Origin of the sequence: Paraburkholderia sp. Ac-20336 (assembly GCF_017105025.1) — a bacterium.
In the GTDB taxonomy this organism is placed as follows: domain Bacteria; phylum Pseudomonadota; class Gammaproteobacteria; order Burkholderiales; family Burkholderiaceae; genus Paraburkholderia.
In genome coordinates this window covers 58471-84579 of the sequence record NZ_JAAGPS010000013.1, presented here as the reverse complement: position 1 = coordinate 84579, position 26109 = coordinate 58471, and the positions used below count along the sequence as shown (strand labels likewise).

The following is a 26109-nucleotide window of genomic DNA, read 5'->3' as shown; positions in this document are numbered from 1 at the left end:
GCCCGGCGCCCGGTGCAAACGCCGCTTAGCGGCTTTCGGGCTTGCCGTCGGCGCGCGCGTCGTGCTTGCGGTTCACCGCGCGATAGCCGATGTCGCGGCGATACTGCATGCCGTCGAAGGCGATCTGGTTGATCGTTTCGTAGGCGGCCGCCTGCGCGGTGCGCACCGAATCCGCGAGACCGACGACGCACAGCACGCGGCCGCCCGAGGTGGTCAGCTTGCCGTCGGCGAGCGTGGTGCCGGCGTGGAACGTGACCGAATCCGCGGTTTCGGCGGGAATGCCGTTGATGCGGTCGCCCTTTCTCGGCGTATCCGGATAGTTGTGCGCGGCGAGCACGACGCCGAGCGCGGTGCGGCGGTCCCATTCGAGCTCGACCGTATCCAGCGTGCCGGCGATCGCCTGTTCGACCACCTTCGAGTAGTCGCCCTTCAGACGCGCCATGATCGGCTGCGTTTCGGGGTCGCCCATGCGGCAGTTGAATTCGAGCGTCTTCGGGTTGCCTTGCGCGTCGATCATCAGGCCCGCGTACAGGAAACCGGTGTAGCGGATGCCTTCCTTCTCCATGCCGCGCACGGTCGGCAGAATGATTTCGCGCATCACGCGCGCATGCAGTTGCGGCGTGACGATCGGCGCGGGCGAGTAGGCGCCCATGCCGCCCGTGTTCGGGCCCTGGTCGCCGTCGAGCAGACGCTTGTGGTCCTGGCTCGACGCGAGCGGCAGGACGTGCTTGCCGTCCACCATCACGATGAAGCTCGCTTCCTCGCCGGCGAGGAATTCCTCGATCACGACGCGCGCGCCGGCATCGCCGAGCTTGTTGTCCGACAGCATCATGTCGACCGCGGTATGCGCCTCTTCGAGCGTCATCGCGACCACCACGCCCTTGCCGGCGGCGAGGCCGTCGGCCTTGATGACGATCGGCGCGCCCTTCGCATCGAGGTAGGCATGCGCGGCGGCGACGTCGGCGAAGGTTTCATATTCGGCGGTCGGAATGCCGTGGCGCTTCATGAACGCCTTTGCAAAGTCCTTCGAGCTTTCGAGCTGTGCGGCTTCCTTGGTCGGCCCGAAAATCTTCAGGCCGCGCGCACGGAACAGGTTGACGATGCCGGCCGCGAGCGGTGCTTCCGGCCCGACCAGCGTGAAGGCGATCTGCTCCTGCTCGACGAAATCCGCGAGCGCGGCCGGCTCGGTGATGTCGAGGTTGCGCAGCCGCTCGTCCTGAGCGGTGCCGCCGTTGCCCGGCGCGACGTAGACGAGCTGGACCCGCGGCGATTGCGCGAGCTTCCATGCGAGCGCATGTTCGCGACCGCCGGAACCGACGACGAGTAACTTCATGTGAATCCCCGAGACTTGAAAACCATAAACGGCCGGGCGACAGGCCCAGCCGTGCAATGAACCCTCGACAGCGGGCTGCGTGCCGGCTGTCCGTTTAGCCTTCGCGCGCCCGAAGGCGCTGCGCGCGGCGAAACGTGTGACGCAACAAAACGTGCGGCGAAGCGCGTGGGCGACGTGTGCCCCGACTCAAGGATCGTTCGACGAATGGTGCGACGAAACGGCCGGCGCGCGGCGGCCGGTAACGGGCCGCCTGCATGATGCTGCGCGCGACGCGTGGCCGGCACGCGCTTATTCGTCGGCGATCGATGCGTTTGTATAGACTTCCTGCACGTCGTCCAGATTTTCCAGCGCGTCGAGCAGCTTCTGCATTTTCACGGCGTCGTCGCCGGTGAATTCGACTTCCGTTTGCGGCTTCATGGTGACTTCGGCCAGTTCGGCCTTGAAGCCCGCCGCCTCGAGCGCCGTCTTCACCTTCGAAAAATCGTTCGGCGGGCACAGCACTTCGATGCTGCCGTCCTCGTTCGTGACGACGTCGTCGGCGCCGGCTTCGAGCGCGGCTTCCATCAGCGTGTCCTCGGCCGTGCCGGGGGCGAACAGGAACTGGCCGAGGTGATCGAACATGAACGACACCGAGCCGTCCGTGCCCATGTTGCCGCCGTTCTTCGAGAACGCGTGACGCACTTCCGCGACCGTGCGCGTGCGGTTGTCGGTCATCGTGTCGACGATCACCGCCGCGCCGCCGATGCCGTAGCCTTCGTAGCGGATTTCCTCGTAGTTCGCGCCGTCCGCGCCGCCGACACCGCGCTGGATCGCGCGGTTGATGTTGTCCTTCGGCATGTTGGCGTCGTACGCCTTGTCGACTGCGAGCCGCAGACGCGGGTTCGAGTCGATCTCGCCACCGCCGAGGCGCGCTGCTACCTGGATTTCCTTGATGAGCCGCGTCCAGACCTTGCCGCGCTTGGCATCGGCCGCTGCTTTCTTATGCTTGATGTTGGCCCATTTCGAATGACCCGCCATACTTTTCTCCGTCGCGCGCGCCAGCAGGGCGCACGCATAGTGCAATTGTCGTTGCGATGTCGGGCGCTTCGCTGATCGCGCCTCGATGTCAAACCGTCCGCCAGCCACGCTGCCGGCGTTAAAGCGGATAACCGGGTTGTCGGGCCGGGCGCCTGACCGGCCGATCACCCGATCACCGCAGCTCGGCCGTGGCTTTAATGCCCGCGCCGCGACTGAAGCCCGCGTGAGGCGTCTTCAGTCTGCTTGTCCCGTGTATCTCCGCTCGTGGCCGCCTGCGCCCCGGCTTGCCGCTTTACCCTCGTGCTGTTGCCTTTGCGCGCGCTGGTTCGCCGTGACCTTGAATCCGGGCCTGGCTGGCCCATACAAGCGGGGCGCAGTCCGGCGGCGCGGTTGGGGCGGGCGGATGACGTGCGGCCAATGCGGTGAAACCCGATACGGCACAACCCGAAGCCGCGCGACCCGGACAGACGTCGCGTGACTCCACAAGGCGGCGCGATGCGCCAGTCGGTGCGACAGGCCGAAGCAGCCGTGGCGCAGTTACAGCAGCGCAGTGACAGCCGTTGTGCCGGCGAGGTTGCAGGTCAAGCCGTGCGTCGAGCGGATTCGAATTTTATCACGCCGCGACGGCGCGGCAGAGGGAGCCGTAGCGCGAAACCGCGTGGCGATGCAATGAAAATGAAGCGCAAACGCAATGCAGCTGAAATGAACGCACAGTCCGAAGGGCCGCCGCATGCGTTGCGCCGATGAGGCGGGCACGGCCCGAGCCGGCCCGCCCCGCGCGTCAGTTCTTGGTGCCGAACAGCCGGTCGCCCGCGTCGCCGAGACCCGGCACGATGTACGCGTGCTCGTTCAGATGCGAGTCGAGCGACGCGACGAACAGCTTCACGTCCGGATGCGCGTCCTGGAACACCTGCACGCCTTCGGGCGCGGCGACGAGCGCGAGGAACAGGATGTTCTCGCCGGACACGTTGCGGCGCTTGAGCACGTCGACCGCGTGCACGGCCGAGTAGCCGGTCGCGACCATCGGGTCGCACAGGATGAACACGCGGTCCTCGAGGTCCGGCAGCCGCACGAGGTATTCGACCGGGCGATGGTCGTCGGCGCGGTATACGCCGATGTGGCCCACGCGGGCCGACGGCACCAGTTCGAGCAGGCCGTCCGACATGCCGACGCCCGCGCGCAGCACCGGCACGATCGCGAGCTTCTTGCCGGCGATCACCGGCGCGTCGATTTCCATCAGCGGCGTGTTGATGCGGCGCGTGGTCATCGGCAGATTGCGGGTGATCTCGTAGCCCATCAGCAGCGTGATCTCGCGCAGCAGTTCGCGGAACGTGCGCGTCGAGGTGTCCCGGTCGCGCATGTGCGACAGCTTGTGCTGGATCAGCGGGTGATCGAGGATGAAAAGATTGGGAAAACGGCTGTCCTGGGTCATGGCGGGGGCGCACGCGGCGGCAAGAGGGATCGGTTCGGCGCGCGCTTTCGTCTGTTTAGTCCGTTTCGTCCGCACGCTCGGCAAGCGGAATAGGGACGGGCGGATGGGGGACGGGCGCGCCACGCCGCAAGTTTACCGAAAGAGTGCCGCCCGACGATACCGGAGATTGCAGCGAGCCGGCACAGTCGGGCACCGATTCTTCTAGAATCGGGGAAACTTCGCCATGCCCGCGCGTTTCGCGCCGGCTTCACGCCACGAGGACACACAGATGGATATGGGAATCGCAGGACGTACCGCGCTCGTTTGCGCGGCCAGCAAGGGGTTGGGGCGCGGCTGTGCCGAAGCGCTCGCCGCCGAGGGCGTCAATCTGACGATCGTCGCGCGCACGGCCGAAACGCTCGAAGCGACCGCGGCCGAAATCCGCAAGCAGAGCGGCGTCGAGGTCAGGACGGTCGCGTGCGACATCACCACGCCGGAAGGCCGCGCCGCCGCGCTCGCCGCCTGTCCGCAGCCGGACATCCTCGTCAACAACGCGGGCGGGCCGCCGCCGGGCGACTTCCGCAATTTCACGCACGACGACTGGATTCGCGCGCTCGAAGCCAACATGCTCACGCCGATCGAGCTGATCCGTCAGACCGTCGACACGATGAGCGCGCGCGGCTTCGGGCGCATCGTCAATATCACGAGCTCGGCGGTGAAGGCGCCGATCGACGTGCTCGGCCTGTCGAACGGCGCGCGCTCGGGGCTGACCGGCTTCGTCGCGGGACTCGCGCGCAAGGTCGCGCCGACCGGCGTGACGATCAACAATCTGCTGCCGGGCATCTTCGACACGGACCGCATCGCGGTCACGTTCGATGCGCAGGCGAAGGCGCAGAACATTTCCGTCGACGAGGCGCGCAAGCAGCGCATGAAGACGATTCCGGCCGGGCGCTTCGGCAACCGCGACGAGTTCGGCCGCGCGTGCGCGTTCCTGTGCAGCGTGCACGGCGGGTTCATCACCGGGCAGAACTGGCTGATCGACGGCGGCGCTTATCCGGGGACTTATTGAGCAGGTACATAGCAGGTACGTACTGGGCGGCCTGCACCTGGCGGGTATTCGCCGAACAGGTGCACATCGGGCCAGTGCCGGCCAGGCCAGGCGCGGCGCGTACGCCATACTGGCGTGCCGTCGTACCGGGCAGGCACGCACCACGGCAGGTTCACGCGGAGCCGGGCATCGTCGCCGGGCCCGTGCGGCATCATCGGCAACATCGGCGGCAACGATACATAACGACAGTGACCCCTAACGGTTTGAGGAGCTTTACGTCATGACCACCCGCATTGCGCTGATCGCGCACGATCACAAGAAGGACGACATCGTCAAACTGGCCGGCGAATACGTCGATACGCTCGCGCACTGCGAGATCGTCGCGACCGGCACGACCGGCGGGCGCATCAGCGACGCGCACGGCCTCAAGGTCGAGCGCATGCTGTCCGGCCCGCACGGCGGCGACCTGCAGATCGGCGCGCAACTGGCCGAAGGACGCGTGGACATGGTGATCTTCCTGCGCGATCCGATGACGCCGCAACCGCACGAGCCCGACATCAACGCGCTCGTGCGCGCTTGCGACGTGCACAACATTCCTTGCGCGACGAACATCTCGACCGCGCGCATGGTGCTCGACGTACTGGCGTTGCGGATGAAGGGCCAGGCCTGACGGCGCGGGCGCGGCGGGCGCCTGGCGCTCGCGGAACAAGCGCTGCGCGCCACGCGCAAGCCGCACGCGCGACGCGACAATCCAGAATCCAGATCAAGGAGACATGATGGCCAAGGCAATCCGATTCGATAAAACCGGCGGCCCCGAAGTGATGAAATGGGTCGACGTGGAAGTGGGCGAGCCCGGCGCGGGCGAGATCCGCATCCGTCAGACGGCGGTCGGTCTCAACTATATCGACGTGTATTTCCGCACCGGCCTGTATCCGCTGCCGCTGCCGGGCGGCCTCGGCATGGAAGCGGCCGGGGAGATCAGCGCGGTAGGCTCGGGCGTCGGCGGCCTGAAGGTGGGCGATCGCGTCGCCTACGTCGCGCGGCCGCCCGGCGCGTATGCGCAGGAGCGCGTGCTGCCGGCCGCGCAGGTCGTCAGGCTGCCCGCTGCGGTGAGCGACGAGCAGGCCGCCTCGGTGATGCTGCAAGGGCTAACCGCGCAGTATCTGCTGCGCCGCACGTATCGGGTCAAGGCCGGCGACACGATCCTGATCCAGGCCGCGGCCGGCGGCGTTGGCCTGCTCGTGTGCCAGTGGGCGAAGGCGCTCGGCGCGACCGTGATCGGCACGGTCGGCTCCGACGAGAAAGCCGAGATTGCCAAGGCGCACGGCTGCGATCACGCGATCGTCTACACGCGCGAGAACTTCACGAAGCGCGTGCGCGAGATCACCAACGGCGCGGGCGTGCCGGTCGTGTACGACTCGATCGGCAAGGACACCTTCGAGAAGTCGCTCGACTGCCTCGCGCCGCTCGGATTTTTCGTGAGCTTCGGCAATGCGTCGGGTCCGCTGCCGCCGATCGATTCGTCGGAATTCGCCGGACGCGGCTCGCTGTTCTTTACGCGTCCGACGCTCTTTACCCATATCGCCAAACGCGCCGATTACGAGGCAATGTCGGCGGAACTGTTCGACGTGCTCGTGTCGGGCAAGGTCAAGACCAGCATCAATCAGCGCTATGCGTTGCCGGAAGTCGGCCAGGCGCATGCCGATCTCGAAGGCCGCCGCACGACGGGGTCGACGATTCTGCTGCCGTAAGGGCGAAAGGCGAACGCGGAAGTAAACGGCGAAACAAGCGCCGAAACAAGCGCCGAAACCAACCCAAAGACGAAGAAGGCGGCGAATCGCGCCGCCCACACACTGCCTCGTTTCATCTCGCCTCGCTGAGGGCCGCTCCGTCGCAAGACCGGGCGGCCCTTTTGCGTTTACACGATTTTTACGCGCATCCCCGCATCTTTGACCAGGCCTTTAGACGGATCGGCATACCGTTGCATCCATCCGGAATCCGTCAATGGAGAACAAAAATGGATGTGCTGTATGTCGGGGGGCTCGTGCTGTTCGCCGTGCTGACCTTCGGATTGATCGACGGCTGCGAGAAGCTCGCGCAGTTCCGCCGCGGACAGGGAGCGCGCTCATGACCTGGATGCTCTGGCTGGCCGGCGCGTCGACCGCGCTGCTGTTCGCGTATCTCGTGTATGCGCTGCTGCGCGCGGAGGACATCGAATGAACGCGAACAATGTCCTGCAGGCGAGCCTTTTTATCGTCGTGCTGCTGGCTGCCGCGGTGCCGGTGGCGAGCTATATCGGCGCGGTGATGGACGGCAGTTCGCGCGTGGTGCGCCTCGGCGCGCCGCTCGAACGGCTGCTTTACCGTATCGCGGGTGTCGATGCGTCACGGGAGATGGGCTGGAAGCATTACGCGATCGCGACGATCGCGTTCAACGTGCTCGGCGCACTGTTCCTGTACGTGCTGTTGCGCGTACAGGGCGGGTTGCCTGGCAATCCGCAGCAATTCGGCGCGATGTCGGTCGACAGCGCCTTCAACACGGCCGTCAGCTTCGTGACCAACACGAACTGGCAGGACTACACGCCCGAGCAGAGCGTCGGCTATCTGACGCAGATGCTCGGCCTGACCGTGCAGAACTTCCTGTCGGCGGCGACCGCCATCGTCGTCGTGATGGCGCTGATTCGCGGTTTCGCGCGCCATACCGCGCAGACCATCGGCAACTTCTGGGTCGACGTCACGCGCGTGACGCTGTACGTGCTGCTGCCGATGGCGGCGCTCGTCGCGGCCTTGCTGATGAGCCAGGGCGTGATCCAGAACTTCAAGGCGTATCAGGACGTGCCGACGCTGCAAACCACCACCTACGCCGCGCCGAAGCTCGACGCGCAAGGCAATCCGGTGAAGGACGCGAAGGGCAATCCGGTCACGGTCGACACGCCCGTGAAGACGCAGACCCTCGCGATGGGCCCGGTCGCCTCGCAGGAAGCGATCAAGATGCTCGGCACCAACGGCGGCGGTTTCTTCAACGCCAATTCGGCGCACCCGTACGAAAACCCGACGCCGTTCTCGAACTTCGTGCAGATCTTCTCGATCCTCATCATCCCGGCCGCGCTCACGCTCGTGTTCGGCCGTGCGATCGGCGACCGCAGGCAGGGCGTGGCCGTGCTCGCGGCAATGACGATCGCGTTCGGCGTCTGCGTGTTCGGCGAAATGAGCGCGGAGCAGCGCGGCAATCCGGCCTTTGCGGCGCTGCATGTCGATCAGTCGGCCAGCGCGCTGCAAGCGGGCGGCAACGCCGAGGGCAAGGAAACGCGCTTCGGCATCGCGCAGTCGGGCATCTTCACGGTCGCGACCACGGCGGCGTCGTGCGGCGCGGTCGTCAATACGCACGACTCGCTGACGCCGATCGGCGGCCTCTACCCGATGCTGCTGATGCAGCTCGGCGAGGTGATCTTCGGCGGCGTCGGCTCCGGCATGTACGGCATGCTCGTGTTCGCGCTGCTCGCGGTGTTCGTCGCGGGTCTGATGATCGGCCGTACTCCTGAATACGTCGGCAAGAAGATCGAGGCGTACGAGATGAAGATGGTGTCGATCGTCGTGCTGCTCACGCCGCTGCTCGTGCTGGTGGGCACCTCGATCGCGGTGCTCAGCGACGCGGGCCGCGCCGGCATCGCGAACCCGGGCGCGCACGGCTTCTCCGAAATCCTCTACGCGTTCAGCTCGGCCGCGAACAACAACGGCAGCGCGTTCGCGGGCTTGTCGGTGAATACGCCGTTCTACAACTGGCTCACCGCGATTGCGATGTGGTTCGGCCGCTTCGGCACGATCGTGCCGGTGCTCGCGATTGCCGGCTCGCTCGCCGCGAAGAAGCGCATCGGCGTGACGGGCGGCACGCTGCCGACGCATGGGCCGCTCTTCGTCGTGCTGCTACTCGGCACCGTGCTGCTGGTCGGCGCGCTGACCTACGTGCCGGCGCTCGCGCTCGGCCCCGGTGTCGAGCATCTGATGATGATGGGCGCGCAGTGAGGCGGCGCAGGCAAACCCGCAACTGAACAGATCAAAAGCGCGCGCCGGCGGCAGCGGGTTGCAAGACCCAAGCAAGACCCGGGCGAGCCCCGGCCCGCGCAACGCGATATTCGAGGATTCAATGACTGAACATAACGCTACGAAGTCCATGTTCGATCCGGTGCTGTTGCGCCCGGCGATCGTGGACTCCTTCAAAAAGCTCACGCCGCGCACGCAGTTCCGCAACCCGGTGATGTTCTGCGTGTACGTCGGCAGCATGCTGACCACGATACTGTGGATCGCCGCGCTCGGCGGCCAGGCCGAGGCGCCCGCGGGCTTCATTCTCGCGGTCTCGTTATGGCTGTGGTTCACGGTGCTGTTCGCGAACTTCGCGGAAGCGCTTGCCGAGGGCCGCTCGAAGGCCCAGGCCGCGTCGCTGCGCAGCGCGAAGAAAGACGTGGTGGCCAAGAAGCTCAACGAGCCGCATCCGAAGTCTCCGATCCGCATCATGACCGCGTCCGATCTGCGGCGCGGCGACGTCGTGCTGGTCGAGACCGGCGACGTGATTCCGGCCGACGGCGAAGTGATCGAGGGCGTCGCGTCGGTCGACGAATCGGCGATCACGGGCGAATCGGCGCCGGTGATCCGCGAGTCGGGCGGCGACTTTTCCTCGGTGACGGGCGGCACGCGCGTGCTGTCCGACTGGATCGTCGTGCGCGTCACGGCGAATCCGGGCGAGGCGTTTCTCGACCGCATGATCGCGATGGTCGAAGGGGCGAAGCGGCAGAAAACGCCGAACGAAATCGCGCTGACGATTCTGCTCGTCGCGCTGACGATCGTGATGCTGCTCGCCACCGCGACGCTGCTGCCGTTCTCGATCTTTTCCGTCGAGGTGGCGAAAGCGGGCCACGTCGTCACGATCACCGCGCTCGTCGCGCTGCTCGTGTGCCTGATTCCGACCACGATCGGCGGGCTGTTGTCGGCGATCGGCGTGGCCGGCATGAGCCGCATGATGCAGGCGAACGTGATCGCGACCTCGGGCCGCGCCGTCGAAGCGGCCGGCGACGTCGACGTGCTGCTGCTCGACAAGACCGGCACGATCACGCTCGGCAATCGCCAGGCCTCGCAGTTTCTGCCTGCGCCGGGTCTGACCGAGGAAGCGCTCGCCGACGCAGCGCAACTGGCCTCGCTCGCGGACGAAACGCCGGAAGGCCGCAGCATCGTCGTGCTCGCGAAGCAGCGCTTCAATATCCGGCAGCGCGATATGGGCTCGCTGCATGCGGTGTTTCTCGCGTTCAGCGCGCAGACGCGCATGAGCGGCGTCGATCTTTCCCCCGAGGGGACGCCGCCGGGGGCGCATGGCCGCGAAATCCGCAAGGGCGCGGCCGATGCGCTCAAGCACTACGTCGAAGCGAACGGCGGGCGTTTCCCGAACGAAGTCGACCATGCGGTCGCGGACGTGGCGCGCCGCGGCAGCACGCCGCTCGTGGTCGCCGAGAAGGGCGAGCAGGGCGCGCGCGTGCTCGGCGTGATCGAGCTGAAGGACGTCGTGAAGGGCGGCATCAAGGAGCGCTTCGCCGAGCTGCGCAAGATGGGCATCAAGACCGTGATGGTGACGGGCGACAACCGCCTGACCGCCGCCGCGATCGCGGCCGAAGCCGGGGTCGACGACTTCCTTGCCGAAGCGACGCCCGAAACGAAGCTCGCGACGATCCGCGCGCACCAGGCCGAAGGGCGGCTCGTCGCGATGACCGGCGACGGCACCAACGACGCGCCCGCGCTCGCCCAGGCCGACGTCGCGGTGGCGATGAACAGCGGCACGCAGGCCGCGAAAGAGGCCGGCAACATGGTCGATCTCGATTCGAACCCGACCAAGCTGATCGAGATCGTCGAGATCGGCAAGCAGATGCTGATGACGCGCGGCTCGCTGACCACGTTCTCGATCGCCAACGACGTCGCCAAGTACTTCGCGATCATTCCGGCCGCGTTCGCCTCGACGTATCCGGCGCTGAACGCGCTGAACGTGATGCATCTGGCGACGCCGGCCTCGGCCATCATGTCGGCGGTGATCTTCAACGCGCTCATCATCGTGCTGCTGATTCCGCTCGCGCTCAAGGGTGTGCGCTATCGCGCGCTAGGCGCGGCGATCCTGTTGCGCCGCAATCTGCTGGTCTATGGCCTCGGCGGAATCATCGTGCCGTTCATCGGCATCAAGCTGATCGACATGGTGCTCGCCGCGCTCGGCTGGGTTTGAACATGCGGCGCGCCGGCTACGAAGCGCCGCTGTGCCGGCGTACTGAAGTGACGAAAAGGGAAAGAGACCCATCATGAAAAATCTGTTCCGTCCGTTGATCGTGATCTTCGCGGTATTGACCGTGATTACCGGACTCGCTTATCCCGCCGTGATGACCGCGATCGGTCAGGCGGCGTTTCACGACCAGGCCAACGGCAGCCTGATCGAGCGCAACGGCAAGCTGGCGGGCTCGCAACTGATCGGCCAGCAGTTCGATGCGCCGCAGTACTTCTGGGGCCGCCTGTCGGCGACCACGCCCATGCCGTACAACGCGCAGAATTCGGGCGGCTCGAACCTCGGGCCGAACAATCCGGCGCTGCTCGACGAGATCAAGGGCCGGCTCGATGCCTTGAAGGCAGCGGGCACCGATCTGTCGAAGCCGGTGCCGGTCGATCTGGTGACTTCGTCGGGCAGCGGGCTCGATCCCGAGATCAGCCCGGCCGCGGCCGCGTATCAGGTCGCGCGGGTGGCGCAGGCGCGGCACCTCGCGGTGAGTGACGTGCAGGCGCTCGTCGCGCGCTATACGACGGGCCGCCAGTTCGGCGTGCTCGGTGAGCCGCGCGTGAATGTGCTGAAGCTCAATCTCGCGCTCGACGAGATGCAGCACGGTTGAGCGCGGGCCATTGCGTAACGGGCAGAAGTGGGAAGAAGCTAGCAGAGGCCGGCAAAGCCGACGGAAGCGGCGGTAAGATGCGGCCGCAAAGTCGGGCCACAAAGTCATGCCGCAGAGCAAACCGTGCCTCGTCGCGCGACGAGGCACGTTGCCGTTGCGGTTCAACCGAAAGGGCGGCGCTCGCGTGGCGCCGCGCTGTTATTTGCGGGCCGGCGCGGGCCGTGCCACCATGCAGAAAGCGCCGCTCGCGCGACCCTGAAAACCACTGAGCATGAACCGCCCCGATCCTGACGAATTGCTCGACAAGCTGCAGCGCGACGAAGAAAAACGCCAGCGCGGCCGGCTGAAAATTTTCTTTGGCGCGTCGGCCGGCGTCGGCAAGACCTATGCGATGTTGCAGGCCGCGCGCCGCCGCCAGGAAGAGGGCGTCGAGGTGCTGGTCGGCATCGCCGAAACGCATGGGCGCGGCGAAACCGCCGCGCTGCTCGCGGGCCTCGACGTGCTGCCGCTCGCGCATATCGAATACCGCGGCCGCAAGCTCGGCGAGTTCGATCTCGACGCCGCGCTCGCGCGCAAGCCGCAACTGATTCTCGTCGACGAACTCGCGCATTCGAACGTGCCGGGCGCGCGTCATCTGAAGCGCTGGCAGGACGTCTACGAACTGCTCGACGCGGGCCTCGACGTCTATACGACCGTCAACGTGCAGCACCTCGAAAGTCTCAACGACGTGGTCGGCCAGATCACCGGCATCCGCGTGTGGGAGACCGTGCCCGATCGCGTGTTCGATCACGCCGACGAAGTCACGCTCGTCGATCTGCCCGCCGAGGAACTGCTCGACCGCCTGCGCGACGGCAAGGTCTATATGGCGCAGCAGGCCGAGCGCGCGGTGCGCAATTTCTTTCGCAAGGGCAACCTGATCGCGCTGCGCGAGCTGGCGCTGCGCCGCACCGCCGATCGCGTCGACGCGCAGATGCGCGAGTACCGCGCCGACCGTTCGATCCAGCGCATCTGGCAGGCGCGCGAGCGCCTGCTCGTGTGCGTCGGGCCCGGGCCGGAAGCGCCGGCGCTGGTGCGCGCGGCGGCGCGTCTTGCCGCGAGCCTGCGGGCCGACTGGCTCGCCGTGTATGTCGAAACGCCCGCGTTGCAGCGTCTGCCCGATGCGCGCCGCGAACGCACCTTGAACGCGCTGAAGCTCGCCGCCGAACTGGGCGCCGAGACCGCCACGCTCGCCGCCGCCGACGCGCTCGACGCATTGATCGGCTACGCCCAGGCGCGCAACGTGTCGAAGCTCGTGGCGGGCGCCTCGGTGCGCACGGGGCTGAAGCGCTGGCTGCGCAGGCCGCTCGGCGAGCGCATCGCCGAGAAGAGCGGCGACCTCGATCTCACGCTGATTCGCGTATCGTCGGAGCGCGAGGGCGCCGAGCAGCGGCGTCTCCTGAATACGACCGCGAATGCATGGCGCGAGGCCATGAGCGCGGCGCGCGAGCGCCGCTCGCCGGCGCGCGCGTATGCGTTCGCGCTGGCGATCGGCACGGCCATCACGCTGCTGTCGAGCCAGCTGATCGATCGCATCGACCTGACCAATCTCGTGATGCTGTACCTGCTCGGCGTGATCTTCACGGCGGTGAAGCTCGGACGCGGGCCCGGTGTCGTGCTGTCGTTCGCGAGCGTCGCCGCGTTCGATTTCTTTTTCGTGCCGCCGCGCATGTCGCTGTCGGTTTCCGATACGCAGTACCTGCTGACGTTCTTCGGCATGCTGCTGACCTCGCTCGTCATCAGCCATCTGACGTCGAGCCTGCGCCGCGAGGCGAGCGTCGCGCGGCGCCGCGAGCAGCGCACCGGCGCGATGTACGAGATGGCGCGCGAACTGGCCGCGGCGCTGACCACCGAGCAGATCGTCGGAACCGGCAGCCGGCACGTGAGCGAGGTGTTCGGCGCGCGCGTCGCGATCCTGCTGCCGGACAGCGCCAATCAGGTCAGGCAGAAGATCGAGGACCCGGATGCTGCGATCACGCTCGACGGCGGCGCGCTCGATCTCGACGTCGGCCAGTGGGTCTACGATCAGCAGAAGCCGGCCGGCCACGGCACCGACACGCTGCCCGCGGCGGCCGCGCTGTATCTGCCGCTGAAGGCGCCGATGCGCACGCGCGGCGTGCTCGCGGCCGTGCTGCGCGACGAGCGCGAACTCGACGTGCCCGAGCAGCGGCGCATGCTCGACGCGTTCGCCGCGCAGATCGCGCTCGCGCTCGAACGCGTGCATTACGTCGATATCGCGCGCGACGCGCTCGTCAACATGGAGTCGGAGCGGCTGCGCAATTCGTTGCTGTCGGCGATTTCGCACGATCTGCGCACGCCGCTTACGACGATCGTGGGGTTTTCGTCGATGCTCGCGCAGGGGCGGCAGGGGGCGGCGGAAGTTGGGCGTGCGGATGCGCAGGCCGCCACGCGCGCGCAAGCGTTGGGGAATGCGCGACCTGAGGCGCGGGCCGAGGAGCAACGCGAGGCACAGGCGGAAGCACACGCGCACGCACAGCCAGGCGCACCGGTGGAAATAGCGGCACAGGCGCACAGCGCAACGCAAACCGAAGCACAAGCCGCCGCGCGGCGCAGCGACGAACTCGTCGAGGCGATTCACGAAGAGGCGCTGCGCATGACCGGCATCGTCACGAATCTGCTCGACATGGCGCGTTTGCAGGCCGGCAGCCTGCAACTGAACCAGCAATGGACGCTGCTCGAGGAGACTGTCGGCGCCGCGCTGCGCGCCTGCCGGCGCGTGCTCGCCGGGCACCCGGCGCGGGTCGTGCTGCCCGCCGATCTGCCGCTGCTGCACCTCGACGCGGTGCTGATGGAGCGGCTCTTCTCGAACCTGTTCGAGAATGCCGCCAAGTACACCGCGCCCGGTACGCCGCTGACGATCGGCGCAGAGCGGATCGAGGCGGACGGCGCGCCGTTCGTGCGCGTGAGCGTCGACGACGACGGCCCTGGCCTGCCGGCCGGCATGGAAGCGCGCGTGTTCGAGAAGTTCACGCGCGGCGAGAAGGAGTCGGCGAAACCGGGTATCGGCCTCGGGCTCGCGATCTGCCGCGCGATCGTCGAGGCGCACGGCGGCACGATCGGCGCGCTCAACCGGATCGGCGCGGACGGCCGCGTCGCAGGCGCGCGCTTCTGGTTCACGCTGCCGGTCCAGACGCCGCCCGCCGTACCCGATATGCTCGACGACGAAGACGCCGCCCTCAACCCGCAGGACAAACCCGCCCATGAGTGACCCGAGCATCACCGTCGTTCTGATCGAAGACGAAAAGCAGATTCGCCGCTTCGTGCGCACCGCGCTCGAAGGCGAGGGCATCGCCGTGTACGACGCCGAGACCGGCAAGCAGGGGCTCGTCGAAGCGGCCACGCGCCAGCCCGATCTGGTGATCGTCGATCTCGGCCTGCCCGATACCGACGGCCTCGACGTGATCCGCGAGCTGCGCGGCTGGAGCGAGCTGCCGGTGATCGTGCTGTCGGCGCGCACCCAGGAAAGCGAGAAGGTCGCCGCGCTCGATGCTGGCGCCGACGACTACCTGACCAAGCCGTTCGGCGTGTCCGAGCTGCTGGCGCGGATTCGCGCGCATCTGCGGCGGCGCAACCAGGGCGGCGCGAACGAATCGCCGCAGGTGCGCTTCGGCGCGGTCAGCGTCGATCTCGCCTTGCGCCAGGTGACGCGCGACGGCGCCGCGATCCATCTGACGCCGATCGAATACCGCCTGCTCGCGACGCTCGTGCGCCACGCGGGCCGCGTGCTCACGCACCGGCAACTGCTGCGCGACGTGTGGGGGCCGTCGCATGTCGAGAGCCATCACTATCTGCGCATCTACATGGCGCATCTGCGCGGCAAGCTCGAACGCGACCCGGCGCAGCCCGAGCATATCGTCACCGAGACCGGCGTCGGCTACCGGCTGGTCGGGGCGGGGTGAGGCCCGCTCCGCTATAATCTGCCGACGTAAGGACGACCTTGCGCTTGCATCGATCATCGGGGACGGCCCCATTTTTATGGAGCTGTCTCTGATGTCCTGGTTTCTTCTTCTGATCGCCGGTTTGCTCGAAGTCGCGTGGGCGGCCGGTCTCAAAACTTCCGAAGGCTTCACCCGTTTCTGGCCGTCCGTGTTCACGATCGTGACCGCGCTCGGCAGCTTCGCGCTGCTCACGCTCGCGATGCGCCAGCTGCCGCTCGGCACCGCCTATGCGGTGTGGACCGGTATCGGCGCGGTCGGCGCGTTCATCTTCGGCGTCGTGATGATGGGCGAGGCGCTGACGCTCGCGCGTGTCGCCAGTGCGTCGCTGATCGTGATCGGGCTCATCGGGCTGAAGCTGTCGTCGGGCCACTGAGGTTGGGCGACCGAGGTTCGGCCACTGAAGTTAGGGCACCGAGCCAGCAGCATTGATTCAACACGCATCGCCCCCCGCCACGGCCGGTTCGCCACCCTGCGTTTTGCGAATTAACGTGGCTATAATGAGACAGAACCTATCCTGAAATTGCCCGCGGCCTGTTCGGCCCGGCTGGCTAGGCGAGCCTGACGACTTCGGCGCGAAGCCTGCGCTTCATTCCGCCGCGGCGCCCGGCACGTCCCAAGCGCGTGGAGGCGGCCATGCTTGAATCACTTTCGCTTGCTGCTGGCCTCTCATGGGGCAGCGGTCTGCGCCTCTATCTGACGGTCCTGCTGGCCGGCGTGTTCGAGCGTCTCGGCCTCATTCATCTGCCCGCCACGCTGTCCGCGCTGTCCTCGCCCTGGGTGATCGGCGCGGCCGCCGTGCTGACGCTCGCCGAATTCCTCGCCGACAAGATCCCCGCGTTCGATTCGCTGTGGGACGCGATCCACACCTTCATCCGCATTCCGGCCGGCGCGGTGCTCGCCGCCGGCGCGCTCGGCCATGCCGATCCGGCTTTGCTGGCGGTCGCGGCGCTCGCGGGCGGCACGCTCGCCGGCACTGCGCATCTTGCGAAGGCCGGTACGCGCGCGCTTATCAATCTGTCGCCGGAACCGTTGTCGAACGTCGTGACCTCGACCGCCGAGGACGGTCTCGTCTTCGGCGGCGTGCTGCTCGCGCTGTTCGTGCCGCTCGCGTTTCTGGTCCTGATGGTAGGCTTTCTGCTGCTCGCGGCGTGGGCATTGCCGCGGTTGTGGCGTGGCGTGCAGGGCGGGTTTCGCGGCATGGCCACGCATATGGTGTCGCGATTTGCGAGGAGCAGGCACGATTGAGCGAAGCACTACCCGGGTCCAAGGCAGGTTCGACGGAGCGCGTCGGCGTAAGCGACGTTAAAGCGGCACGCCGTTTCGGCGGCGCGGATCTGCTGCGCCAGGCGATCCGCATGACGGCGCGCGACTGGCGCGCGGGCGAACTGACGATGCTGCTGCTCGCGCTCGTGCTGGCCGTCGCGGCGCTTTCTAGCGTCGGCTTTCTCGCCGATCGGCTGCACCAGGGGCTCGAACGCGACGCGCGGCGCATGATCGCCGCCGATTTCATCGTGCGCGCCGACCATCCGGTTGATCCGCAATTTGCCGCCGAGGCGCGCTCGCTTGGCTTGCGCACCGCCACCACGGCGATCTTCCCGAGCATGATCAATGCGACCGGCGCAAAGCCGGTGTCGCGGCTCGCCGCCGTCAAGGCGGTGTCGCCGGGCTATCCGCTGCGCGGCGCATTGCAGATCGCGCCGGCGCCCGGCGCGGCCGATCATCGGGCGACGTCGATTCCCGCGCCCGGCACCGTGTGGGTCGATCAGGAACTGCTCGACGCCTTGAAGCTGAAGGTCGGCGATGCGGTGAAAGTCGGCAATCGCAGCTTCACGATCGGCGCGCTGATTACGCGCGAACTCGACCGCGGCTTTTCATTCGTCAATTTCTCGCCGCGTCTGATGCTGCGCGCCGACGAACTGCAATCGACCGGTCTCGTTACGTTCGGCAGCCGCGTCACGTATCGGCTGCTGGTGGCCGGTGCCGCCGATGCGGTCGCGCGTTTCACGCAGTTCGCGCATGACCGCGTGGACGGCGGCAAGCTGCGCGGCGTCGCGCTCGAATCGCTGCACGACGGCCAGCCGCAGGTGCGTCAGACGCTCGATCGGGCGGGCCATTTCCTCACGCTCGTCTCGCTGCTGACCGCGCTGCTCGCGGCGGTGGCGATTGCGATGGCCGCGCACCGCTATATGCGCCGGCATCTCGACGGCTGCGCTGCGATGCGCTGTCTCGGCGTGAGCCAGGCCGCGCTGCGCGCGCTTTTCACGCTCGAATTCGCCGGGCTCGGCGTGATCGGCGGGGTGCTGGGCGTCGCGCTCGGTTATCTCGGCCACCTCGCGCTGCTGACGTGGCTCGGTAGCCTGATCGACGTCGTGCTGCCGCAGCCGACGCTGTGGCCCGCGCTCGAAGGCATCGCGGCCGGCCTCGTGCTGCTGCTCGGCTTCGCGTTGCCGCCGCTGTTGCCGCTCACGCGCGTGCCGCCGGTGCGCGTGCTGCGCCGCGAATGGGGCGAGGCGGGGCGCACCGCGTGGGCCGCCTACGCGCTCGGCATCGTGCTGTTCGCGGGGCTGCTGATTGTCGCGGCCGGTGAGTTGAAGCTCGGCGGTATCGTCGCGGGCGGCTTCGCGGGCGGGCTGCTCGTGTTCGCCTGCATCGCGCGGCTCGCGCTATGGGGCGCGGCGCGCATCGTGCGCAGCGAGCGCGTCAACGCGGGGATCGGCTGGCGCTATGCGCTCGCGTCGCTCGAACGCCGCAGCAGTACGAGCGCGCTGCAGATCACCGCGCTCGGCATCGGCCTCATGTGCCTGCTGCTGATCGCGATGACGCGCAACGACCTCGTGCAAGGCTGGCGCAAATCGACGCCGCCCGATGCGCCGAACCTGTTCATCATCGATATCCAGCCCGACCAGCGCGACGCGGTCACGCAATATCTCGCCGCGCACGGCGTACCCGGCGCGCAGCTTTCGCCGATGGTGCGCGGGCGGCTCGTCGCGATCAACGGCAAGCCGGTCGATCCGGACTCGTTCAAGGGCCAGGACGCGCGGCGTCTGGTGGACCGCGAGTTCAACCTGTCGTACACGACCGAGCTGCCCGACGACAACCGTATCGCCGCGGGCAAGTGGTACGGCGACACGACGACGCCGCAGATTTCGATCGAGCAGGGGCTCGCGAAACTGATCAACGTGAAGCCTGGCGACGTGCTGCGTTTCGACGTGACGGGCCTGCAAATCGACGCGCCGGTTACGAGTCTGCGCAAGCTCGACTGGGGTTCGTTCAAGGTCAACTTTTTCGTGCTGATGCCGCCCGCCGCGCTGCGCGATTTTCCGGCGACGTTCATCACGAGCTTCCATCTGCCGCCGGACCGGCAGGCGACGATCGACGGCCTGATCGCCGCCTATCCGAACCTCACCGCGATCGACACGGGTCCAATACTCGCGCAGGTGCAGCGCGTGCTGCAGCAGGTGATCGGTGCGGTGCAGTTCCTGTTCGCGTTCACGCTCGCGGCCGGCGTGCTGGTGCTGTACGCGGCGCTCGCCGGCACGCGCGACGAGCGTATGCGAGAATCCGCGCTGCTGCGCGCGCTCGGCGCGTCGCATCGGCAGGTGCGCGCGGTGCAGGTCGCCGAATTCGTCGCGGTCGGGGCGCTGGCCGGCTTGATGGCGGCGGCGGGGGCGCAGATCGTCGGCTCGCTGCTCGCGACGCACGTGTTCGAGTTCTATCTGGACTTCGATCCGTGGCTGCTGCCGGCGGGCATCGCCGCCGGGGTTGCCTGCGCGGGCGTGGGTGGCTGGCTGAGTCTGCGGCATGTGCTGGCACGGCCCGCGCTGCAATCGCTGCGTGATGCATGATGCGCGACGCGTGATTTTTTCCCGATGGTTTTTTCTGGCGGTTGAGCAGGGTATGAGCGATTTGAACGACGAAGTGTCCGCGGACAAACCGACGGCCTTCGAGCTGGTGGGCGGCGAGGCGCGCGTGCGCGAACTGGTCGACCGGTTTTACGACCTGATGGACCTCGAAGCGGATTTCGCCGGGATTCGCGCGCTGCATCCGGCATCGCTCGACGGGTCGCGCGACAAGCTGTTCTGGTTCCTGTGCGGCTGGCTCGGCGGCCCCGATCACTACATCAGCCGCTTCGGCCATCCGCGTCTGCGCGCGCGGCATCTGCCGTTCGCGATTGCCTCGGGCGAACGCGACCAGTGGCTGCGCTGCATGGCGTGGGCGATGCAGGACATCGGCCTCGCCGAGCCGCTGCGCGAGCGTCTGCTCGGCTCGTTCTTCGAAACCGCGGACTGGATGCGCAACCGCAATGGCTGAGCCGCGGCAACCGACCCCATCGGCGCCTGCCTCTGCGATTGACGCCGACTACGCGGCGCTCCCCATGCGGGCACGCGACATGCTCGACTGCTGGTTCGGCGCGCCGGGTTCGCCGGAATACGGCACGGAGCGCAAGCTCTGGTTCACGCGCGACGACGCTTTCGATACGATGCTGCGCGAACGTTTCGGCGACCTGATCGATGCGGCGCTCGCCGGCGAACTCGACGCGTGGCAGGCCACGCCGCTCGGCACGCTCGCGCTCGTCATCGTGCTCGATCAGTTCTCGCGCAACTGCCATCGCAACACGCCGCGCGCATTCGCCGCCGACAGCAAGGCGCTGCAGATCGCGCAACGGATGATCGCAAGCGGTGCCGATCGGCTGCTGCCCGGCGCGCAGCATCGCGTGTTCGCGTATCTGCCGTTCGAACACGACGAAACGCTCGCGAGCCAACACGAGTCGCTGCGGCTCTTCGGTCAACTGGCGGCGGAGCCGGGCGGCGCGAGCTACTACCGCCATGCGGTGCGGCACGCGGAAATCGTCGAGCGGTTCGGCCGCTTTCCGCATCGCAATGCCGTGCTCGGGCGCGCCTCGAGCGACGAAGAAAGCGCGTTTCTGCGCGAGCCCGGGTCGTCGTTCTAGCCGCTTCCCGCGGCTTTCAGCAGCTTCCATTCGCGCGCGCGTTGCCTTCTAGTCGTCGCCGCGCACCGTGCCTGCAACCGGCGTGCGCACGAAGACGCGCAGCAGTTCATCCGAATCGCCGGGCCGCGCGCCGGACCAGAACAGTTGCCATTCGCCGGGCGGTTGGGGCGCATGGTCGCGGCGGCTTTCCTCGATGAGCCAGGTGCAGGCGGTCGTACGCGGGTTCTCGTTCGGCTGATGGACGATGCCGGTGTAGTAGTAGAGCATCGGCGCCTCGGACTCGCCGAGGCTCGCGCTTGCCATGCAATCGCCGTCGTTCCATTCGATGTTTATCTTCGCGCCGAGGTCCAGGAACACCGAGCGGTAGCTCTTCGCGTCATCGAGCCACGGCAGCAGCAGCGTGCTGACGAGCCCCCACGCGAGCATCGCGCCCGCGCACCAGCTGAGCGCGCCACGCCATTTGCCCGCGTATTTGAAGGACGGCAGCAGCCATAGCCAGCCGATCGTCAGCAGCAAGGCGGCGGCGATCATCACGGGCTTGATTGGCAGCACCCAGTCGAGCGGCAACCAGCGTCCGAGCCAATGCAGCGAGGCATGCGTGCTCACCGGGCTCGTCATGATCGACCAGATGATCCACGCGAGCACAGCCGTGCCGCCGAACAGCACGCGGCTCATCATGTCCCAGACGACGTGCAGCCGCGCCGGCAGCCGCTCGACGCCTTGCATCGCAAGCAGCGCAAGCGGTGCGATGAACGGCAGGATGTACAGCTCGCGCACGGTCGCCGAACTTTGCAGCACGGCGAAACCGATGCCCGCGAAAAGCGCCGGCAAGGCGATGCGCGGGTCGCGCCAGCGTCGCCACGCGCCGCTGGCGAGCGCAGCCAGCGCAAGCGGTACGACCGGAAAGCCGACGCTCAGCACGGTGCGCAGCACGAACAGACGGCTCTCGTTCTCGGAGCCCAGTTCGGGCACCGAAAAGCCGAAGAAGCGCCCGATGTTGTTGTCCCACAACCAGACCTTGAACAGCGCTTCGGAGCGCAGGTAGAAGCAGATCGGCCAGATCAGCGCGAACGGCGCACAAACGAGCGCGGCGATGCCGAGCGCGCTCGCGAAGCTGCGGCTGCGGCACGCGGGATAGAGGACGAGCACCGCGCAGGTGGTCGCGCCGAAGACGAGCGGCACGAACAGGCCCTTGGCGAGCAGCGACACGCCGACGCCCGCGCCGAACATCGCTGCGCCGCTCAGGATCGCGTGGCGGCGCCCTGGGGCGTCGAGCGGCCGGGTGTGCGGCTGCGCCGGTGTCGACGACGGCGCGTTCCGTGCGGCGTCGCGCAGATGCACGAGCACGAGTTCGAACAGCCCGCAGAAGCCGAGTGCGGCGCCGGCCATCAGCGCGACGTCGGTCATCATGTCGTGCGCGTGCTTGACGACGGCGAGCGTGCCGCCGAACAGCGCGAGCGTGCCGATCACGCGCAGATCGAACCAGCTCGACGCATCGGTCGCGCGGCGCGCCACGCGGGCCGTGTAGTAGATGGTCAGGCCCGCGAACAGCGCGCTCGCGAGACGCGCTGCGTCATGCAGCGGCAGGTAGCGGCCCAGCATCCACGCGAGGCCGGCGGCGACCCAGTCGTAGATCGGCGGTTTTTCGACGAAGGGCTGGCCCGCGTTGGTCGGCACGACGAGATCGCCGCTCTCGAGCATGTGCTGGACGATGCCGAACGTGTAGGTTTCGTCCTGTTTCCACGGCTCGTGGCCGAGGATGCCCGGCAGCAGCCATGCGCAAAGGATCGCCAGCGCGACGATCCACAGCAGCGGACGGGTTGCCGCGAGCGCGCGCCAGCGTTGCAAGGCGCGTGCGGCGCGATCGGCGGGGCAGCGGGTGGGGCGCGCGTCGGCGGAGCCAGTCGCCTGGGTCTCCTGGCTGGTGGCGGCCGCGCGCGCGTTGCCGGCGGCCGCAGCCGAGGTCGGGGCCGTTGCCGTGGCGTTCTCCGCGCGCCACGTCGCTGACTGCTTGTCTTGCATGGAAATCTCAGGTCGATGTACGCGGCGGCGTGGGCCTCGTACTTATGTTCTGGCTTGCAGCGTGCGTCGTCGAAACGGCGCACGTTCCGGCCGATTCTAACGCCATATTATTACGGGGGATTACAGGGAAAGGGCCGAGCGTGGCGTTTTATCCACGCGAGTGTGCGTTTGCCGCCAGATCGGCGGGAATGCGCCGTGGAGCAGGGAAGAAAAAAGCGCGGCCACGATGGGCCGCGCTTGGGGTGCGAGGGACTGCGGCCTGGCGATCCGGCGCGTCAGCGTCCGCCGGCCACGTCGAAAAGCGCGCCCGTCACATACGATGCCGCGTCGCTCAGCAGCCACACGACGGCTTCGGCCACTTCGTCGGCGCTGCCGGGGCGGCCGAGCGGCGTGGTCGCGCCGAGTTGCGCGGCCCGCTCGGGCTTGCCGCCGCTCGCGTGAATCTCGGTGTCGATGAGGCCCGGGCGCACCGCGTTCACGCGCACGCCGCGCGGGCCGAGTTCTTTCGCGAGCCCGAGCGTCATCGTGTCGATCGCGCCTTTCGAGCCTGCGTAATCGACGTATTCGTTCGGCGAACCGAGCCGCGCCGCTGCCGACGAAATATTGACGATCGCGCCGCCCGCGCCGCCGCGATCGCTCGACATGCGCCGCGCGGCTTCGCGCGCGCACAGGTAGGCGCCGAGCACGTTGACGTCGAACATGCGCTTCAGGCGCGCGAGGTCCATGTCGGCGAGCGGGCTCGACGGCGCGACGATGCCCGCGTTGTTGACGAGCGCGTCGATGCGGCCGAAGGTCTGCTGCAGCGTATCGAACATTGCGATTACGTCGGCTTCGTCGGCGACGTCGCCGGCGATCGGCACCGCGCGGCCGCCCGCGCGCTCCACTTCGCCGACCGTCTGCTGCGCGGCCGCCAGGTCGCGCACGTAATTGACGCCGACGAACCAGCCGCGCGCGCCGAGCAGACGTGCGGTTGCGCGGCCGATGCCGCGGCTGCCGCCGGTAATCAGAACAGCTTTCGTCATGGCAACCTCGTGGTTCGGATGGATCGCGCGGGGCTCGCAAAAAGCCTGCAAGCCGTATTCAGGCCATGTTCGGGCTGCGCCTGGATTGCGCTCAATGCGCTCAAGGCAGGGTGAAGCCGGTGCTCAAACAGAGATCAAAGCGGCGGTCGAACCAGTGCGAAACCGGCGCGAAACCAGCGTCGAGTCGAAGCAAGGCAAAGCCACCACGGAGCCCGCATGCCAGCATGGAAGCGGCCTCAAACTGCCGCATCAACCGCCGCCTCCAGCCTCGGCCTCAAACCGTATTGCCCTGCACCGCCCACTTGTCGCGCACGGGCGGCCGATAGCCGCGCAGCTTGCCGATCAGCGCGGCGGGATCGGCGTCGATCTGCAGCATGTCGAGATAGGTGCGGCGCATGAAGCCTTCGTCGACCGTATGGCGCAGCAGCTGGATCAGCGGGTCGTAGAAGTGGCCGGTATTGAGCAGCGCGACGGGTTTGCCGTGATAGCCGAGCTGGGCCCACGTGAAGACCTCGAACAGCTCTTCGAGCGTGCCCGCGCCGCCCGGCATCGCGACGAACGCGTCGGACAGCTCGGCCATCATCTTCTTGCGATGATGCATGTCGGGCACCACGTGCAGTTCGGTCAGCCCGTTATGGCCGACTTCCTTGTCGACGAGCAGTTCGGGAATCACGCCGATCGCGCGGCCGCCTTCGGCCATCACCGTATCGGCGATCACGCCCATCAGCCCGACCTTGCCGCCGCCGTAGACGAGCGTGAGGCCGCTTTGCACGAGCGCGTGGCCGAAGGCGCGCGCGGCCTGTTCGTACAGCGGTTTGACTCCCATCGAGGAGCCGCAATATACGCACACCGACTTCATGCTCAGCTGTCCTTCGATTCGTTGCGAGGCGCGGCGCCTTCGCGCGGCGGCAGGTAGTCGTAAAACTCGCGCTTGGGCAGCTTGCCGGAGACGAGGTCGTCGAAAATCTGCCGCGAGCGGCCGCGCAGGTAGGGCGCCATCAGCGAGACGATCTGCACGCTGACCTGGTGCAGTTCCGCGCGGATCGCTTCCTGTTCGTTGTATTTGCGCGGATTCATGACGAACTGGTACGACAGCCAGTACGTGCCGATCACGCCGACGTTGGTCGCGATCACCTGCAGTTCCTGCGGCGTCGCGACCATTTCGCCGTCGGCGACGAGTTGCTCGCAGAACTGGCTCGCGAAGCGCACCTTGTGGCTGATGATCTGCTTGAAGTGGGTTTCGAGCGTGCGGTTGCGCGCGAGCAGATCGTTCAGGTCGCGGTACAGGAAGCGGTAGCGCCAGGTGAAATCGACCATGTATTGCAGATACGACCACATTTCGTCGATCGTCGCGCGATGGTCGTCGGGGAACCGCAGACGCTTTTCGATCTCCTGCTCGAACTGGCTGAAGATGCTGTTGATGATGTCGTCTTTGTTGCGGAAGTGGTAGTACAGGTTGCCTGGACTGATTTCCATTTCCTCGGCGATCGTCGTCGTCGTGACGTTCGGCTCGCCGATTTCGTTGAAGAGTTTCAACGAGAGTTCGAGAATCCGTTCGCGCGTGCGGCGGGGAGGTTTGGCTTCCATGTCGTCCGGCCCTGGTTATGCCGGGCTGGGCGCGCGGCGGCGTGCCGCTGCTGCGTGTTCCACCCGGATGCGGTTGGTATATTGAGCGCTCCCCAGCCCGCCGCTCGGCAGGCCCCCCGAGGGGGCGGCAAAGCCTTGGGCGCTGCCTTGCCCGGGGCTTTTCCGTGGGACTGTCTAACGATTATAAACCGAGCGTTCTCGTACCTAGCCGCCCTACAGGATTTTCCTTTCCGGGGACGCGGCGGCGCGTGCGGGCCGCCATCCGGTTTGCATCACAACCACATGCGCAACCAGCGCACTACGAGCGGTCCGACGATCACTCCCCACGTCATTACGCACATGCCGAGCGCGACCATCACGGCCGCGCTGCCGAGATCCTTCGCGCGGCGCGACAGCTCGTGGCGTTCGAGCGAAATGCGGTCGATCGCGGCTTCGACGCTCGAATTGAGCAGCTCGACGATCAGCACGAGCAGCACCGAGCCGAGCAGCAGCACGTGCGATACGGGATCGACCGGCTCGAGGATGCCGCACGGAATCAGGATCGCGGCGAGCGTCAGTTCCTGGCGAAACGCGCTTTCCTCGCGAATTGCCACGCGAAAGCCGGCCAGCGAATTTTTCATCGCGTGCCAGGCGCGCGTGAGACCGCGATTGCCCTTGTACGGATTGAACGGCAGCGGCGCGAGCGGGTCGTCGGGGCTCAGCGGTTCGTGCGTGGCGTCGTCGTCGGACGGTTCGAGGCTCGCGGCCTCGCGCGTGGATTCGACGGCGCGCAATGCGCTGCCCGACTTGCGCTCCGCATTGGATCGGCTTCGCATG

At 67.3% G+C, this 26109-nt stretch carries 23 protein-coding genes; 15 read left to right on the top strand and 8 right to left on the bottom strand.

Annotated features, from left to right (window positions below; translation table 11 throughout):
• Positions 1–25: 25 nt before the first annotated feature.
• From purD to upp, 3 genes are all read right to left on the bottom strand, one after another.
• On the bottom strand, positions 26–1333 hold the full coding sequence (gene purD, locus GXB81_RS07730; protein ID WP_167047859.1) for a phosphoribosylamine--glycine ligase: 1308 nt from the start codon (positions 1331–1333) through the stop codon (positions 26–28).
• A 288-nt stretch (positions 1334–1621) separates the two neighbouring features.
• Positions 1622–2350, bottom strand: coding sequence for a YebC/PmpR family DNA-binding transcriptional regulator (locus GXB81_RS07725; RefSeq protein WP_167283350.1), 729 nt, complete (start codon positions 2348–2350; stop codon positions 1622–1624).
• A gap of 781 nt (positions 2351–3131) precedes the next feature.
• Positions 3132–3782: a uracil phosphoribosyltransferase gene (gene upp, locus GXB81_RS07720; protein WP_167047853.1), complete on the bottom strand. Its 651-nt coding sequence runs from the start codon at positions 3780–3782 to the stop codon at positions 3132–3134.
• A 268-nt stretch (positions 3783–4050) separates the two neighbouring features.
• Here upp and GXB81_RS07715 point away from each other — a divergent pair, with 268 nt between their 5' ends.
• The 15 genes from GXB81_RS07715 (at position 4051) to GXB81_RS07645 (ending at position 20662) form a co-directional block, all read left to right on the top strand.
• Positions 4051–4830, top strand: a complete 780-nt coding sequence (locus GXB81_RS07715; RefSeq protein ID WP_167047850.1) for an SDR family oxidoreductase — start codon at positions 4051–4053, stop codon at positions 4828–4830.
• A 259-nt stretch (positions 4831–5089) separates the two neighbouring features.
• The gene (locus tag GXB81_RS07710) at positions 5090–5479 is read left to right on the top strand and encodes a methylglyoxal synthase (protein ID WP_167047847.1); all 390 of its coding nucleotides are present in this window, start codon (positions 5090–5092) and stop codon (positions 5477–5479) included.
• 106 nt (positions 5480–5585) lie between these two features.
• Positions 5586–6560 carry a quinone oxidoreductase gene (locus tag GXB81_RS07705; RefSeq protein WP_205988786.1) on the top strand — a complete coding sequence of 325 codons (975 nt, stop codon included), beginning with the start codon at positions 5586–5588 and terminating at the stop codon, positions 6558–6560.
• Between the two features lie 266 nt (positions 6561–6826).
• On the top strand, positions 6827–6940 hold the full coding sequence (locus tag GXB81_RS07700) for a potassium ABC transporter ATPase (protein WP_167047844.1): 114 nt from the start codon (positions 6827–6829) through the stop codon (positions 6938–6940).
• Positions 6937–7029, top strand: a complete 93-nt coding sequence (gene kdpF / locus GXB81_RS07695; RefSeq protein WP_017331558.1) for a K(+)-transporting ATPase subunit F — start codon at positions 6937–6939, stop codon at positions 7027–7029. The genes GXB81_RS07700 and kdpF overlap by 4 nt, the downstream gene beginning before the upstream one ends.
• On the top strand, positions 7026–8831 hold the full coding sequence (kdpA, locus tag GXB81_RS07690; protein ID WP_167047841.1) for a potassium-transporting ATPase subunit KdpA: 1806 nt from the start codon (positions 7026–7028) through the stop codon (positions 8829–8831). The genes kdpF and kdpA overlap by 4 nt, the downstream gene beginning before the upstream one ends.
• Positions 8832–8952: 121 nt before the next feature.
• A complete protein-coding gene (gene kdpB / locus GXB81_RS07685) occupies positions 8953–11064 on the top strand; it encodes a potassium-transporting ATPase subunit KdpB (protein ID WP_167047838.1) in 2112 nt (703 codons plus the stop codon).
• Between the two features lie 73 nt (positions 11065–11137).
• On the top strand, positions 11138–11716 hold the full coding sequence (kdpC, locus tag GXB81_RS07680) for a potassium-transporting ATPase subunit KdpC (protein WP_205988782.1): 579 nt from the start codon (positions 11138–11140) through the stop codon (positions 11714–11716).
• Between the two features lie 271 nt (positions 11717–11987).
• Positions 11988–14981 carry a DUF4118 domain-containing protein gene (locus tag GXB81_RS07675; RefSeq protein WP_205988781.1) on the top strand — a complete coding sequence of 998 codons (2994 nt, stop codon included), beginning with the start codon at positions 11988–11990 and terminating at the stop codon, positions 14979–14981.
• Complete coding sequence (gene kdpE / locus GXB81_RS07670) at positions 14974–15672, top strand: two-component system response regulator KdpE (RefSeq protein ID WP_167047829.1); 699 nt, start codon at positions 14974–14976, stop codon at positions 15670–15672. The genes GXB81_RS07675 and kdpE overlap by 8 nt, the downstream gene beginning before the upstream one ends.
• A gap of 91 nt (positions 15673–15763) precedes the next feature.
• Positions 15764–16084: a quaternary ammonium compound efflux SMR transporter SugE gene (gene sugE / locus GXB81_RS07665; RefSeq protein WP_167047826.1), complete on the top strand. Its 321-nt coding sequence runs from the start codon at positions 15764–15766 to the stop codon at positions 16082–16084.
• Positions 16085–16344: 260 nt separating this feature from the next.
• A complete protein-coding gene (locus GXB81_RS07660; protein WP_167047823.1) occupies positions 16345–16956 on the top strand; it encodes a DUF4126 domain-containing protein in 612 nt (203 codons plus the stop codon).
• 110 nt (positions 16957–17066) lie between these two features.
• Positions 17067–19556 carry an FtsX-like permease family protein gene (locus GXB81_RS07655; protein ID WP_205988785.1) on the top strand — a complete coding sequence of 830 codons (2490 nt, stop codon included), beginning with the start codon at positions 17067–17069 and terminating at the stop codon, positions 19554–19556.
• A 52-nt stretch (positions 19557–19608) separates the two neighbouring features.
• Complete coding sequence (locus GXB81_RS07650) at positions 19609–20022, top strand: group II truncated hemoglobin (protein WP_167047820.1); 414 nt, start codon at positions 19609–19611, stop codon at positions 20020–20022.
• A complete protein-coding gene (locus tag GXB81_RS07645; protein WP_205988780.1) occupies positions 20015–20662 on the top strand; it encodes a DUF924 family protein in 648 nt (215 codons plus the stop codon). Before GXB81_RS07650 ends, GXB81_RS07645 begins: the two co-directional genes overlap by 8 nt.
• Positions 20663–20710: 48 nt before the next feature.
• On the opposite strand, the gene GXB81_RS07640 is transcribed toward GXB81_RS07645, so the two are convergent.
• The 5 genes from GXB81_RS07640 to GXB81_RS07620 all read right to left on the bottom strand — a co-directional run bounded on the left by GXB81_RS07640 (position 20711) and on the right by GXB81_RS07620 (position 26108).
• Positions 20711–22684, bottom strand: coding sequence for a glycosyl transferase (locus GXB81_RS07640; protein ID WP_205988779.1), 1974 nt, complete (start codon positions 22682–22684; stop codon positions 20711–20713).
• Between the two features lie 275 nt (positions 22685–22959).
• Positions 22960–23706 (bottom strand): SDR family oxidoreductase, encoded by a 747-nt coding sequence (locus tag GXB81_RS07635; protein ID WP_167047811.1) that lies wholly within the window; start codon positions 23704–23706, stop codon positions 22960–22962.
• Between the two features lie 274 nt (positions 23707–23980).
• A complete protein-coding gene (locus GXB81_RS07630; RefSeq protein WP_167283355.1) occupies positions 23981–24565 on the bottom strand; it encodes a TIGR00730 family Rossman fold protein in 585 nt (194 codons plus the stop codon).
• 2 nt (positions 24566–24567) lie between these two features.
• A complete protein-coding gene (locus GXB81_RS07625) occupies positions 24568–25293 on the bottom strand; it encodes a TetR/AcrR family transcriptional regulator (RefSeq protein WP_167047806.1) in 726 nt (241 codons plus the stop codon).
• A gap of 272 nt (positions 25294–25565) precedes the next feature.
• Positions 25566–26108 (bottom strand): diacylglycerol kinase, encoded by a 543-nt coding sequence (locus tag GXB81_RS07620; RefSeq protein WP_205988778.1) that lies wholly within the window; start codon positions 26106–26108, stop codon positions 25566–25568.
• Position 26109: the final 1 nt, after the last annotated feature.